Source organism: Microbulbifer sp. A4B17 (genome assembly GCF_003076275.1).
Taxonomy (GTDB): Bacteria; Pseudomonadota; Gammaproteobacteria; order Pseudomonadales; family Cellvibrionaceae; genus Microbulbifer.
This window is the reverse complement of sequence record NZ_CP029064.1, coordinates 4,073,732-4,087,101: the sequence shown is the minus strand read 5'-3', so window position 1 is coordinate 4,087,101 and position 13,370 is coordinate 4,073,732. Positions and strand designations below refer to the sequence as shown.

General features: G+C 54.6%; 12 protein-coding genes and 3 tRNA genes. All 15 read left to right on the top strand.

The annotated features are described in order from the left end of the window. Positions 1–31 precede the first annotated feature (31 nt). The 15 genes from ubiM to BTJ40_RS17940 all read left to right on the top strand — a co-directional run bounded on the left by ubiM (position 32) and on the right by BTJ40_RS17940 (position 13,284). Entirely contained in the window at positions 32–1,198 is a 1,167-nt protein-coding gene (gene ubiM, locus BTJ40_RS18005) for a 5-demethoxyubiquinol-8 5-hydroxylase UbiM (RefSeq protein ID WP_108734365.1), read from the top strand. A 273-nt stretch (positions 1,199–1,471) separates the two neighbouring features. Beyond that, a tRNA-Met gene (locus BTJ40_RS18000) sits at positions 1,472–1,548 on the top strand. A 38-nt stretch (positions 1,549–1,586) separates the two neighbouring features. Beyond that, positions 1,587–1,663, top strand: a tRNA-Met gene (locus BTJ40_RS17995). A 39-nt stretch (positions 1,664–1,702) separates the two neighbouring features. Next, positions 1,703–1,779: transfer RNA gene (locus tag BTJ40_RS17990), tRNA-Met, on the top strand. A 136-nt stretch (positions 1,780–1,915) separates the two neighbouring features. After that, positions 1,916–2,380, top strand: a complete 465-nt coding sequence (gene rimP / locus BTJ40_RS17985) for a ribosome maturation factor RimP (protein ID WP_108734364.1) — start codon at positions 1,916–1,918, stop codon at positions 2,378–2,380. Positions 2,381–2,422: 42 nt separating this feature from the next. After that, entirely contained in the window at positions 2,423–3,928 is a 1,506-nt protein-coding gene (nusA, locus tag BTJ40_RS17980) for a transcription termination factor NusA (protein WP_108734363.1), read from the top strand. Positions 3,929–3,995: 67 nt separating this feature from the next. Next, positions 3,996–6,881 carry a translation initiation factor IF-2 gene (gene infB, locus BTJ40_RS17975; protein WP_108734362.1) on the top strand — a complete coding sequence of 962 codons (2,886 nt, stop codon included), beginning with the start codon at positions 3,996–3,998 and terminating at the stop codon, positions 6,879–6,881. 90 nt (positions 6,882–6,971) lie between these two features. Beyond that, on the top strand, positions 6,972–7,370 hold the full coding sequence (rbfA, locus tag BTJ40_RS17970; protein WP_108734361.1) for a 30S ribosome-binding factor RbfA: 399 nt from the start codon (positions 6,972–6,974) through the stop codon (positions 7,368–7,370). A 3-nt stretch (positions 7,371–7,373) separates the two neighbouring features. After that, positions 7,374–8,315: a tRNA pseudouridine(55) synthase TruB gene (gene truB / locus BTJ40_RS17965; protein WP_108734360.1), complete on the top strand. Its 942-nt coding sequence runs from the start codon at positions 7,374–7,376 to the stop codon at positions 8,313–8,315. Between the two features lie 130 nt (positions 8,316–8,445). Beyond that, positions 8,446–8,715, top strand: a complete 270-nt coding sequence (rpsO, locus tag BTJ40_RS17960) for a 30S ribosomal protein S15 (RefSeq protein ID WP_108734359.1) — start codon at positions 8,446–8,448, stop codon at positions 8,713–8,715. Positions 8,716–8,754: 39 nt separating this feature from the next. Further along, on the top strand, positions 8,755–8,952 hold the full coding sequence (locus BTJ40_RS22395) for a hypothetical protein (RefSeq protein WP_157954147.1): 198 nt from the start codon (positions 8,755–8,757) through the stop codon (positions 8,950–8,952). A gap of 25 nt (positions 8,953–8,977) precedes the next feature. Further along, the gene (gene pnp / locus BTJ40_RS17955) at positions 8,978–11,101 is read left to right on the top strand and encodes a polyribonucleotide nucleotidyltransferase (protein WP_108734358.1); all 2,124 of its coding nucleotides are present in this window, start codon (positions 8,978–8,980) and stop codon (positions 11,099–11,101) included. Positions 11,102–11,216: 115 nt separating this feature from the next. Beyond that, positions 11,217–11,867: a hypothetical protein gene (locus BTJ40_RS17950; RefSeq protein ID WP_108734357.1), complete on the top strand. Its 651-nt coding sequence runs from the start codon at positions 11,217–11,219 to the stop codon at positions 11,865–11,867. Further along, complete coding sequence (locus BTJ40_RS17945; protein ID WP_108734356.1) at positions 11,860–12,264, top strand: GFA family protein; 405 nt, start codon at positions 11,860–11,862, stop codon at positions 12,262–12,264. Before BTJ40_RS17950 ends, BTJ40_RS17945 begins: the two co-directional genes overlap by 8 nt. A gap of 51 nt (positions 12,265–12,315) precedes the next feature. Continuing rightward, entirely contained in the window at positions 12,316–13,284 is a 969-nt protein-coding gene (locus BTJ40_RS17940) for a zinc transporter ZntB (protein ID WP_108734355.1), read from the top strand. The last annotated feature ends 86 nt before the right edge of the window (positions 13,285–13,370 follow it).

Below are 13,370 nucleotides of genomic sequence, written 5' to 3'. Positions count from 1 at the left end.
TATTTGTTGCGTGCAAATCAGGGGTGTGAAAATGACGGAGTCCGATGTAGCTATCGTAGGTGCTGGACCGGCTGGGCTTTCCTTGGCGGTGATGCTCGCCCGTAAAGGGTGTCAGGTAGTAATTATTGAGCGCCAGGATAAGTCGGCGCTGTCCGCTCCCGTTGACGATGGTCGCGAGATTGCCCTGACACACAAATCCTACAAGCTGCTGCAAGAACTGGGGGCCTGGCAGAGATTATCCCCGGAAGAGATCAGTCCACTAAATGCTGCCGAAGTAGTCGATGGCAATTCCCCTTCGACACTCCACTTTAGCCCGGGAGAGAAGGGGCCCCTGGGTTTTATTGTCTCCAACTCTGCGATCCGGCGAATCTTATATGAGACAGTTTTGGAGGCCGAGAATATAGCGCTGCTTGATAACTCAACTGTTACCGGGATGACATTGAGCGGTGCTATGCGTCATCTTGAGCTGGCAGAGGGGGAGGGCGTGCGCGCTTCCCTGGTGGTTGCGGCCGATAGTCGTTTTTCTGAAGTGCGGCGCATGGCGGGCATTGGCGCCGATATGCGCGACTTTGGCCGAGTGGCGATTGTTGGCCCTGTACGCACCGCATTGCCCCACGATGGTATTGCCCGGGAGTGTTTCCGCTACGGCTCGACACTGGCACTGCTGCCTTTGCCCAAGCCAAATATTTCATCGGCCGTGGTTACTGTTCCCGCCAGCCTCTCTGCCCAAATTATGGCGATGGGTAATGATGAGTTCGCCGGGCACGTATCTCGCGAAAGTGCGTCCCAGCTCGGCAGTGTCAAAGCTTTTGGCGAGCGCCACTGTTATCCATTGGTTGCGGTATACGCACATCACTTTTTCACTGAGCGCTTTGCCTTGGTGGGAGATGCCGCTGTGGGGATGCATCCAGTGACTGCACATGGATTTAATTTGGGCTTAGCCGGTGCGGATACTTTGGCCCGCCAACTGGATAGCGTTAGTCGTCTATATAATCCAGCCAAGCTGACTCGGGCCCTGGCCCGTTACCAGATGCTGCACCGGGTTGAATCCAAGCCGATTTACTCTGGGACTAATAGGGTGGTGGATTTATTTACTGACGATCGCTTACCGGCCAAGTTGCTGCGCAAAATGGTGTTGCGAGTCAGTGATCGCTTCCCCCCTATTCGAAAAGCAATAGTGCACCAGTTAACCCGCTAGCTTATAGATGGTGGCCTGCCTTCGTTTTTTAATAAGAATGAATGGGCAGGAAAAAAAGAAAGTAATAGAAGTTGCCCGCTTGCGGGATTTTCTTCCTTTTCTATACTGATCTGCGAGATGGTAAAGACGTCTTTAACCCATCGGTGAAAACAAATGCCAATTACGGCTTGACTCACCGGATCAGCACCAATAGAATGCGCAGCCTCTTGAGTGGTTGGGCTGGTCCCGCCGCAGGGAAACAAAGATCAACCAGGCTTTGTTTCTTGGAGTTGTTGCGGGGTGGAGCAGCCTGGTAGCTCGTCGGGCTCATAACCCGAAGGTCGTAGGTTCAAATCCTGCCCCCGCTACCAATTTTCCTTAGGGAAAAATTTGATTGCGCTTTTGTTGTTGCGGGGTGGAGCAGCCTGGTAGCTCGTCGGGCTCATAACCCGAAGGTCGTAGGTTCAAATCCTGCCCCCGCTACCAACTTGCCTTAGGGCAAAACTTTGATTGCGCTTTCGTTGTTGCGGGGTGGAGCAGCCTGGTAGCTCGTCGGGCTCATAACCCGAAGGTCGTAGGTTCAAATCCTGCCCCCGCTACCAAATTTTGCATTCGTGCACACTGACTGCGCGAATGTGCGGTCAAAGCCCCGTCAGGGGCTTTTTCGTATCTGCAAGAAAAGTTGCAGGTATTTTTCGAAGTGGGCCGTAGGCCCATTTTTTGTATGTGGTGACGAGAATGGCGAGCAAACGCGAATTGCTGGAAGAGCTTCTGGCGCCGGTGGTGGCATCGCTGGGGTGTGAATTGTGGGGTATTGAGTACCAAACCCACGGTCGCAACGCGCTGCTGCGCATTTATATCGACTCCGAAAACGGTATTTCCGTTGAGGATTGCGAGAAAGTGAGCCGCCAATCCAGTGCTGTACTGGATGTGGAAGATCCCATTAGTAGTAAGTACACACTTGAAGTCTCTTCTCCAGGGCTCGACCGCCCTCTTTATAAGCTGGCCCAGTACGAGCGCTTTATTGGCGCCCAGATTGAAGTGCGCCTGCGTATGCCTCTGGATGGGCAGCGCAAGTGGCGCGGACTTCTGGCCGGTGTAGAGGGTGATGAAGTGGTTCTGCGTGTAGATAGTGAAAACGAATACCTTTTGCCGATCGACAGTATCGAAAAAGCAAATATCATTCCCCAATTTACCAAATAACCTGTAGGAGCCTGAGCTCAGGCGATTTTGAGGCACAGTTGCATGAACAAAGAGATCTTGCTGGTAGCCGAGGCGGTATCCAACGAGAAGGGCGTTGACCAGGAGATTATTTTCCAGGCCATCGAAGCGGCATTGGCAACGGCCACGAAGAAGCGCTACGACGAAGATTCAACCATTGAGGTTATCATTGACCGTCGTTCAGGCGATTACGAGACTTTCCGCAGCTGGGAAGTGGTCGGTGATGATGTCTTGGCTGAGTTGGGTACCCAGTTCACCCTGGAAGAAGCTCACGAAAAAGATGCTGACCTGAAAGCAGGTGACGTTTTCCGCGAACAGGTGGAAAATGTAGAATTTGGCCGCATCGCCGCACAGACCGCAAAGCAGGTCATCGTACAGAAGGTACGTGAAGCCGAACGCGCCAAGGTTGTAGACGAGTACCGCGATCGCGTCGGCGAGATGGTTAGCGGCACTGTGAAGAAGGTGACCCGCGATTTTATCGCTGTAGACCTGGGTAATAACGCCGAAGCGCGCCTGCCCCGCGATCAGCTGGTTGGCCGCGAAATTTTCCGACTCGGCGATCGCGTGCGCGCAATCCTGTTGGAAATCCAGCCGGAAGCCCGCGGCCCTCAGTTGATGCTGAGCCGCTCCTGCCCGGAAATGATTATCGAACTGTTCCGCATTGAAGTGCCGGAAATTTCCGAGCAGGTTATCGAAATTAAAGGTGCCGCCCGCGACCCCGGTCTGCGTGCAAAAATCGCTGTAAATACCAACGATGGCCGTATCGATCCTGTGGGAGCCTGTGTGGGTATGCGTGGAGCGCGTGTTCAGGCGGTTTCTAACGAACTGTCTGGTGAGCGCGTAGATATCGTACTGTGGGATGAGAACCCCGCTCAGTTCGTGATCAACGCAATGGCGCCAGCAGAAATTGAATCTATCGTTGTCGACGAAGATACCGGCTCCATGGATGTGGCGGTAGCAGAGGAAAACCTCGCAATGGCTATTGGCCGCAGCGGTCAGAATGTGCGCCTGGCCTCCGAACTGACACAGTGGCAGATTAATGTCATGAGCAGTGACGAGTGGCAGAGCAAGCAGGAAGCCGAGTCCAGCTCCATCATGCAGGTGTTTATGGATCGCTTGGATATCGATGAAGACGTTGCTGGCGTACTGGTTGAAGAGGGCTTCGCCTCTCTGGAAGAAGTAGCTTACGTGCCCATCGAAGAAATGCTCGCTATCGAGGGTTTCGATGAGGATATCGCTGAAGAGCTGCGCGCCCGCGCCAAGGATAGTCTGTTGACCCAGGCGCTGGCATCTGAAGAGAAACTGGATGCGTCCGAGCCCCAGGATGATCTGTTAAATATGGACGGTATGGAACGCCAGCTGGCATTCCAACTGGCCAGCCGTGGCATTGCCACGATGGAAGACCTGGCAGAGCAAGCCGTTGATGACCTGCTGGATATCGAAGGTCTCGACCAGGAGCGCGCTGCAGCGCTGATTATGAAAGCGCGTGAGCCCTGGTTTGCCGATGACAGCGGCGAAGAAGAAGCTTAAGCGCAGCAGCAATAGATAAATTACGTATAAGTAACCCCCTCCGACCAAGTGACTTTTAGGAGAGAGAATGGCCGAAGTAACAGTTAGCGAACTCGCCAAATCGGTTGGTGCCACCGAAGACCGTCTGCTGAAGCAGATGAAAGAAGCGGGTTTGCCTCACACCTCTGCAGATGCAGTGGTGTCAGACGAGGAAAAGCAGGTCTTGCTCAGCTTCCTGAAAAGCAGTCACGGGGAGCAGGGTGCGACGCCGCGCAAGATCACCTTGAAGCGCAAAACCACAACCACACTGAAGACCGGCTCTGGCACCGGCCGCAAGACTGTGAATGTGGAAGTGCGCAAGAAGCGCACCTATGTGAAGCGCCCTCAAGCGGAGCTTGAAACCGTAGCGGCAGGTGAGGAATCCGGTAGCCCCGAACAGGAAACGGCAGTTGAAGCCCTGCACAGCGAGCAGGAAAGACTGGAGGCCGAAGCAGAGCGTGCGCGCGCTGAAGCTGAGGCAGAAGCTGCACGCATAGCGGCGGAAGAAAGGGCGATAGCTGAAGCCGAGGCGAAAGCCAAGGCTGAAGCGGAAGCCAAAGCCAAGGCCGAAGCAGAAGCGAAAGCCAAGGCTGAAGCGGAAGCGAAGGCAAAAGCAAAAAGTGAAGTAAAAGCCGACCAGAAGGCGGCTGAAGCAGAGGATAAGACCGCGGAAAACGTAGTGAAAAAGGCAGAGCCCGCCGCACCAATCCGCTCAAGCTATTCAGACGATATCGAGGCAATGCGAATTGCCGCGATGGAGCGTCGCAAGCAACAGGCTGAGCAGGAAAAGCGTGAACTTGAAGAGAAGAAAGCCAAATTAGAAGCTGACCGACGCGCAGCCCAGGAAAAGAAAGACAAAGCTGCACAGGCAGTCAAGGCTAAGCCGGCATCAGCGAAAGGTGCCGAAAAGACTAGTGAGGTCAAGCCTGCTCTGCGTCGCAAGCTGGAGGCGGCAACCACCGCCCCCGCTGAAGCTGATCGCTCTGAGGATGAGCCGCGTAAACGTCGCGGTCGCCGCTCCAAGTCCGGCCCGAAAAAATCCAGCAAAACCGCTCTGTACGAACAGGCGCTGGAAGTATTTGAGGAAGACGAAGCATCCAAGCGCAGCACGCGCTCCCTGTCTCGTCCGACCTTGAAGGTTAAACCTACGCACGGCTTTAAAAGGCCCACGGAGAAACAGGTGTACGAAGTACAGTTGGGCGAAACCATCACTGTTGGCGAGCTGGCCAAACAGATGAATGTGAAAGCCGGTGACCTGATCAAGCGCCTGATGAAAATGGGCGAGATGGTTACTATCAACCAGAGCCTGGACCGTGAAACTGCACAGCTGATCATCGAGGAGATGGGCCACAAGGTGGTATTCCGCTCTGAGAGCGAGCTGGAGGAAGCGCTGGTTGCCGAGACCCAGGCCAGTGAAGGCACTGAGGTGTCCCGCGCACCGGTAGTTACCGTTATGGGGCACGTTGACCACGGTAAAACCTCCCTGCTGGACTACATCCGTAAGACTAAGGTGGCTTCCGGTGAGGCTGGTGGTATTACCCAGCACATCGGTGCTTACCGAGTAAAAACCAGCCAGGGCGAGATCGCTTTCCTGGATACCCCGGGACACGCCGCCTTTACTGCAATGCGCGCCCGTGGCGCCCAGGCGACTGACGTCGTGATTCTGGTTGTGGCCGCTGACGACGGTGTGATGCCGCAGACTGAAGAAGCTGTGAACCACGCCCGCGCTGCCGGTGTACCGCTGGTTGTTGCAATCAACAAGTGCGACAAAGAAGCTGCCGATCCAGATCGCGTTAAAAACGAGCTGGCTGCGAAAGATGTAATTCCTGAAGACTGGGGCGGCGATACCCAGTTCATCAACGTGTCTGCACACACGGGTGAAGGTATTGACGACCTGCTGGAAGCGATTTCCCTGCAAGCAGAGATGCTGGAGCTGAAGGCCAAGGTCAAGGTACCGGCAACGGGTGTTGTGATCGAATCCCGCCTGGAAAAAGGTCGCGGAGTTGTGGCCACCCTGTTGGTACAGAACGGCGAGCTGAAGCGCGGCGATATCGTACTGGCAGGCCAGAGCTACGGCCGTGTTCGCGCCATGACCAACGAGCTGGGCAAGCAGGTTAAAGAAGCTGGCCCTTCAACTCCGGTTGAGCTGCTGGGTCTGGACACCACACCCAACGCCGGTGACGAGTTCATGGTGGTTGCGGATGAGCGCAGAGCTCGTGAAGTAGCCGAACAGCGCGGTGATAAAGAGCGCCGCGAGCGCATGCAGCGCCAGCAAGCGGCCAAGCTGGAAAACATGTTTGCGAACATGGAAGCCGGCGAGCGCAAAGTACTGCCGGTTGTTATCAAAGCGGACGTTCGCGGCTCCCTGGAAGCTATCCTGGGCGCATTGGCGGATATCGGCAACGAAGAAGTTTCTGTCAACATCGTGTCCAGCGGTGTAGGTGGTATCGCCGAGAACGATATCAACCTGGCCCTGACCTCCGGCGCTATCGTACTGGGCTTCAACACCCGTGCTGATGTGGCTGCCCGAAAGGTTGCTGAGACAGAAGGCGTAGAGATTCGTTACTACAGCGTAATCTACAACCTGCTCGACGAAGTGAAGCAGGCGCTGTCCGGTATGCTTGATCCGGAAATACGCGAAGAAATTGTGGGCATTGCCCAGGTTCGCGATGTGTTCCGCTCACCGAAGTTTGGCGCCATTGCCGGTTGTATGGTTACCGAAGGTACCGTCTACCGCAACAAGCCGATCCGCGTACTGCGCGACAACGTTGTGATCTACCAGGGCGAACTGGAATCCCTGCGTCGCTTCAAAGACGATGTGCAAGATGTGCGCAACGGCATGGAGTGTGGTATCGGGGTTAAGGACTACAACGACGTTAAGTCCGGTGACCAGATCGAAGTTTACGATATCGTTAAGGTTGCTCGCGAACTCTAAGGAGTTCCGCAGCGGATCGAGGATAAACCCGCGCGGCGCTAGCCGTGCGGGTTTTCCTGTCTTTAAACCGCCATTCTCAATAGGTAAACAATGGCAAGAGAATTTCATCGCGCAGACCGCGTCGCCGACGCCATGCGCCGCGAGCTGGCCCAGCTGATCCAACACGAGATTCGCGATCCTCGTCTGGGTATGATCAACGTCAATGATGTTGAAGTCAGCCGCGACTTAACCGTTGCTAAAGTTTTTGTCACCCTGGTGGGTGAGGATGATCGCAGCAAAATTAATACCTCTATCGAAGTGCTGAATAAAGCCGCCGGCTTTTTGCGCACGCAGCTCGCGCGTGCAATCCAGATTCGCACTATTCCCCGTTTGCACTTCCGCTACGACGAGACCTCGGTGCGCGGCCAGGCACTGTCTGCCCTGATCGACAAGGCGGTGAAAGAAGATCGCAAACACCAAGACGACGATAGCGACTCCAACGAAGATTAATCCATGGGCCGCAGACCAAAATGGGGCCGGCCGGTTCACGGCGTGCTGTTATTGAACAAGCCCGCCGGGATTACCGCCAACGACGCCCTGCAAAAAGCCAAACGACTCTTTTTCGCCAATCGCGCCGGTCATACCGGAGCGCTGGACCCCCTGGCAACCGGCGTGTTGCCGATCTGTTTCGGCGAAGCGACCAAGTTCTCCCAGTACCTACTCGATGCGGACAAGCGCTATCGCAGTACTTTTGTTTTCGGTATGACTACAGCCAGTGGCGATGCCGATGGCGATGTACTGGAAACTAAAGATGCTTCCGGTTTGACCGAAGAAGCTGTGCTGAAGGCGATGGAAGCCTTTCGCGGTCCCATCAAGCAAGTGCCGTCCATGTACTCGGCCCTCAAGCACAAGGGGCAGCCGCTGTATAAGTTGGCACGCCAGGGCTTGGAAGTGGAGCGCGAGGCGCGGGAAGTAGAGATTTTTGAATTTGAACTGCTGAGCTTCACACCGGGCGCCCAGCCCCGTGCAGAAGTTGAGGTTCATTGCTCCAAGGGCACTTATATTCGCAGTATTGCCGAAGACCTGGGCCAGGCCCTGGGTGTTGGTGCCTATGTGGAAGAGTTACACCGCAGCGCCGCCGGTCCCTACGTCGAGGCCGATTCAGTGACCCTGGATGAACTCACCGCGGAGCGCGGTGAGGGTATGGCGGAGGAGTTGGATCACCACCTGTTATCGGTGGATTCTCCCGCCTCTTCGCTACCCAAACTCACCCTTCCGGACGAGTCTGGTTACTATGTGCGTCAGGGGCAGCCGGTAATGGATTTGCAGGTCTACCGTATCGGTGAAGAAGGTGATATGGTGCGCCTCTTCCTGGAAAATGGCGATTTTCTGGGCGTAGGAGAAATTACTGACGACGGGTGCGTAGCGCCTCGGCGTCTGGTAAGTAGTACTTAAGCAGAAAACGCTATATTGGTGAGAGCCGATAGCGGTTGATGTGAGAGTATTGCAATAGTGAGTAGCTGGTCTGTAAATATGCACGGGCCAGCCGAATCTTTTAAAGCATATTACGACGAGGTTATTCGTTATGGCACTGTCTGCAGTAGAAAAAGCAGCAATCCTGAAAGAGCACGGCCAATCTGAAGGCGACACCGGTTCTCCGGAAGTCCAGGTAGCCCTGCTGACTGCCAACATCAACAAACTGCAGGGTCACTTCTCTGCGCACAAGCAGGATCACCACTCTCGCCGTGGTCTGATCCGCATGGTAAACCAGCGCCGCAAGTTGCTGGATTACCTGAAGCGTAAGGATCTGAGTCGCTACGCACAGCTGATCGCTAAGCTCGGCCTGCGTCGCTAAGACCCTGGAATGCCCGCCTCTGGCGGGCATTCTTTTTTAATGCTTGCTGAAAAGTGGCGCTGTTGTCACTTTTCGGCAGTTTCGCAGTACAACCCCAGGGGCAATATCCCGGCGGATGTGCTGCGTTTGCACCGGCCACCCGGGTCGGTAGCGGTACATCCCCGTATCGCTCTGGATAGGAGGTTTGGAACCTCTGCCCAGGCAACTAATGTAGGGGTTACTGGAATGGGCCAGTAACCGTAAGGAAATAGGAAAAAAACTAGTGAATCCAGTAAGCAAAACTTTCCAATACGGACAACACCAAGTCACCATCGAGACCGGCCGCATCGCGCGCCAGGCTTCCGGTGCTGCCCTGGTTAGCATGGGTGAGACCGTCGTCCTGTGTACTGTTGTCGGCGCTAAAGAAATGAAAGCCGGCCAGGACTTCTTCCCGCTGTCCGTGCACTACCAGGAAAAAGCCTACGCGGCTGGCAAAATTCCCGGTGGTTTCTTCAAGCGTGAAGGCCGCCCGTCTGAAAAAGAAACTCTGACTTCCCGTCTGATCGACCGCCCGATCCGCCCGCTGTTCCCGAACGGCTTTATGAACGAAGTTCAGGTGATGTGTACCGTTCTCTCCGCTGAGAAGGACATGGACCCGGATATCGCCGCCATGATCGGTACCTCCGCAGCGCTGTCTGTTTCCGGTATTCCTTTCGCGGGCCCAATCGGTGCTGCGCGCGTGGGTTACACCCAGCAAGACGGCTACCTGCTGAACCCGGGCTACCAGGCTCTGAAGTCCTCCGAGCTGGACATGGTCGTTGCCGGTACCAAAGACGCCGTACTGATGGTGGAGTCCGAAGCCCAGGAGCTGCCGGAAGACATCATGCTGGGTGCCGTACTCTACGCACACCAAGAAATGCAGGCCATTATCAAGGTTTGTGAAGAGCTGAAAGCGGAAGCGGGCAAGCCCCAGTGGGACTGGCAGGCTCCGGCAGAAAACACCGAGCTGAAAGCTGCCCTGGACGCTCAGTTTGGTGAGAAGGTTGCTGAAGCCTACCGCATCACCAACAAGCAGGAGCGCAGCACCCGCCTGGCGGAACTGCGCAGTGAAGCTGCTGAAGCCCTGGCTACTGAAGAAGTACCCGCTGATGAAGTGAAGAGCTACTTCGGCAAGCTTGAGAAGAAGCTGGTGCGCGGTTCTGTAGTACGCGGCGAGCCCCGTATCGACGGCCGTGACAGCAAAACTGTACGCCCGATCACTGTGGAAGTTGGCGCTCTGCCCAAGTCCCACGGTTCCGCGTTGTTCACCCGTGGTGAGACCCAGGCTCTGGTAGTGGCTACCCTAGGTTCCACCGGCGATGCACAGATCATCGATGCCTTGGAAGGTGAGCGCAAAGACTACTTTATGCTGCACTACAACTTCCCTCCCTACTCTGTAGGTGAAGCGGGTCGTGTAGGTGCTACCGGTCGTCGCGAAATCGGTCACGGTCGCCTGGCTCGTCGCGGTATTGCTGCGGTTTTGCCGAGCCCAGACAGCTTCCCCTACACCGTGCGCGTGGTTTCCGAGATCACTGAATCCAACGGTTCCAGCTCAATGGCTTCCGTATGTGGTTCTAGCCTGGCGCTGATGGATGCGGGTGTTCCGCTGAAGGCACCGGTAGCCGGTATCGCTATGGGCCTGGTGAAGGAAGACGAAGGCTATGCGGTTCTGACCGACATCCTCGGTGACGAAGACCACCTTGGCGATATGGACTTCAAAGTAGCGGGTACCGCCTCTGGTGTGACCGCGCTGCAGATGGATATCAAGATCGAAGGTATTACCGAAGAGATCATGGAAACCGCTCTGGAGCAGGCCCTGCAAGCGCGTCTGCACATCCTGGCGGAAATGAACAAGGTGATCGACTCTTCCCGTACCACGGTGAATGAGAATGCACCGCGCTATGCGACCCTGAAGATCCATCCGGACAAGATCCGCGACGTGATCGGTAAGGGTGGTGCGACTATCCGCTCCATCACTGAAGAGACTGGCGCCTCCATCGATATCGAAGACGATGGTACTATCAAGGTCTTCGGTGAAGACGGTGAGAGCCTGGAAGCTGCGGTAACCCGCATCGAGGAAATCACTGCGGAAGCTGAGATCGGCGCTATCTACGAGGGCACCGTGGTGCGTATCGTGGACTTCGGTGCGTTCGTTAACTTCCTGCCGGGCAAAGACGGTCTGGTGCATATCTCCCAGATCGCTGAAGAGCGAGTAAATGCAGTAACTGATTACCTGACTGAAGGTGAGAAGGTTAAGGTTAAGGTACTCGATGTTGACCAGCGTGGACGTATCAAGCTTTCTATCAAGGAAGCCAAGGCCGACGCAGCTGCCGCTGAAGAAGCCAAGCAGGCTTCTGACGAAGCTTAAGTCTACGGACTGAAAAAAACCCGGCTTTTAAGTCGGGTTTTTTTGTATCTGCCAATGGGGATTTGTCGCTTGCTACCAGTTTTCTATTAGAATTCTGGAAAAAAAGGGCAAAACATTGGATAACTTCTGGCTGATCGACATTCTCCTCACTCTTGCCGCACTGCTGATTGCCAATCAGTACTGGCGTCTTACTAATGCTCGTTTTCAATCTGCTGCACTGTTGGTGATGGCGGGACTTCTATTTATCGCTGTCACTGCGATTGTCGGTGCCTATCGCTATGGCATTGATCCCGGGGCAACCCAATTACATCTAGCCCTTTTGCAGCTTTCCGGGTTTAGTTCACTTCTGCTGATTGGAATTGGCCTGGCTTGGGCGCGTTTCGAGATCGGTATTGGGCAAAGTACCCGGGGGCCTGCTTACGTGGTATTAGTGCTGGTACTGGCCTCTGCTATTGGAGTCTCTGAAAGTGGCACGCTGTCGCCACAGGAAGTAACGGAGGCATTTTCGGCGCTGGGGCTTCTGCTGTGGCTGTGGGTCGCAATGATGGAGTTGATGTCACCGCGTCGACTGTCGCCACCGGGCCCGCTGTTGCTGGGGGCGGGGGCCGTAGTAATTGCAATGGATGGGCTATTTGTGGGCACCGGCGCCCCCCGGGTATTGGGGTTGGCACGTACGAACTGGTTCCACCTGTTACTCGGACTTTCACTGTTTTCTCTGCTGGCAGCCCGCCCTTTATTTGTGAAGGACAATAAATCAAGTGAGTAAAATCAATACCGAACTTCGCGGAGGCTGCCACTGTGGTGCCGTTCGCTATAGGGCCAGGCATGAGCGCAACTCAGGGGAGAAACTGGTAGCCCTTGCGTGCAATTGCTCCATGTGTGAGAAGGTGGGTTTTTTGCACGTCATTATTCCCGCTGAAAACTTTGAGTTGGAATCAGGGGAAGGATATCTGAATTGTTATACCTTTAATACTGGGGTGGCCAAGCATTTGTTTTGCCGCCACTGTGGGGTTAAGTCTTTTTACGTGCCGCGCTCCAATCCCGATGGATATAGTCTTAATGCGCGCTGTTTCGACAAGCGGCCAAGGGACCTGGAAGTAAAACCTTTTGATGGTCAAAACTGGGAGCAGAATGCTGCGGAGATGGCCCATCTCAGCAAGTAAATTGCAGAAAGAAAGTGATGCTCCGATCAATATCAGGTGATATGAGCGCTTATGGAAACTGGTCTGGTCTACGCAGTCTTACTTGATCGCAAAGGCTCGGGTCGGGAGCTTTCCTGGGCGGAGGTGAAATCCTGGCAACCAAGCCAGGGAATTCTCTGGTTGCATTTTGACTACGACAGCACTGAGAGCGCCGAGTGGCTGCAACAGGATAGTGGGCTCACAACTACGGCGATAGAGACCCTGTCTGCGAAGACAGTACGCCCCAGTGTGATGACTGTGGATCAGGGACTGATATTGGCTATGTACGGTATTGAGCGAAAGTCCAAACCACGTGCAAAGGATATGATCGCTATCCGTATTTGGGCTGAGGAAAATCGTATTATTAGTACCGGCCGACGGAAGTTACTTTCAGAGGATGATTTGCTTTCTCGCTTGCGCAACGGCTTTGGTCCCCGTGGAACTTCGGCTCTTTTGATGTCACTGGCAGATCTATTGGTCCTGCGTATGTGTGATCGGGCCGAAGACTTCGAAGAAAAGATAGATGACCTGGAAAACCTGCTGTTGGATAGGGGAGGGGCGGAACTCTCTTCCTTATTGGTTCGTCTGCGCAAGAGAACTATCGTATTGCGACGTTACTTGTGCCTGCAGAGGGAAGTGCTCGGACGTTTGCAGCAGGAATCCCTGTCCTGGTTTGATGAGCATAGCCACGCCCTTTTGGGTGAGGTAATTGATCGATTGCAGCGCCATATTGATGATATCGATACAGTACGAGAGCGCGCAGCAATCGCCCAGGAGGAATTATTGAGCCGCACTTCGGATCAGTTGAATAGCCGTATGTATGTGCTGTCGGTGGTGGCGGCGGTTTTTCTGCCGCTGAGTTTTCTCACAGGATTGTTTGGGATAAATGTCGGCGGTATTCCCTGGGGGCAATCCTCACTGGGGTTTATCGCTTTTTGTATTATGTTGACAATTGCATTAGCAGGGCAGATCGCTTTATTTTACTGGAAAAAGTGGCTGTAACAACCTGTTAAGCTATGCAAAATCTATAGTTCTAACGATTCGATCTGCATTCGCCATTATCGTATAGGCAATGGTTGAGCCTGCAA

Bases quoted from the DNA above. Each gene is read 5' to 3' on its own strand.
- ubiM (WP_108734365.1), top strand. From the start codon at position 32: ATGACGGAGTCCGATGTAGCTATCGTAGGTGCTGGACCGGCTGGGCTT.
- rimP (WP_108734364.1), top strand. From the start codon at position 1,916: ATGGCGAGCAAACGCGAATTGCTGGAAGAGCTTCTGGCGCCGGTGGTG.
- nusA (WP_108734363.1), top strand. From the start codon at position 2,423: ATGAACAAAGAGATCTTGCTGGTAGCCGAGGCGGTATCCAACGAGAAG.
- infB (WP_108734362.1), top strand. From the start codon at position 3,996: ATGGCCGAAGTAACAGTTAGCGAACTCGCCAAATCGGTTGGTGCCACC.
- rbfA (WP_108734361.1), top strand. From the start codon at position 6,972: ATGGCAAGAGAATTTCATCGCGCAGACCGCGTCGCCGACGCCATGCGC.
- truB (WP_108734360.1), top strand. From the start codon at position 7,374: ATGGGCCGCAGACCAAAATGGGGCCGGCCGGTTCACGGCGTGCTGTTA.
- rpsO (WP_108734359.1), top strand. From the start codon at position 8,446: ATGGCACTGTCTGCAGTAGAAAAAGCAGCAATCCTGAAAGAGCACGGC.
- BTJ40_RS22395 (WP_157954147.1), top strand. From the start codon at position 8,755: ATGCTTGCTGAAAAGTGGCGCTGTTGTCACTTTTCGGCAGTTTCGCAG.
- BTJ40_RS17940 (WP_108734355.1), top strand. From the start codon at position 12,316: ATGGAAACTGGTCTGGTCTACGCAGTCTTACTTGATCGCAAAGGCTCG.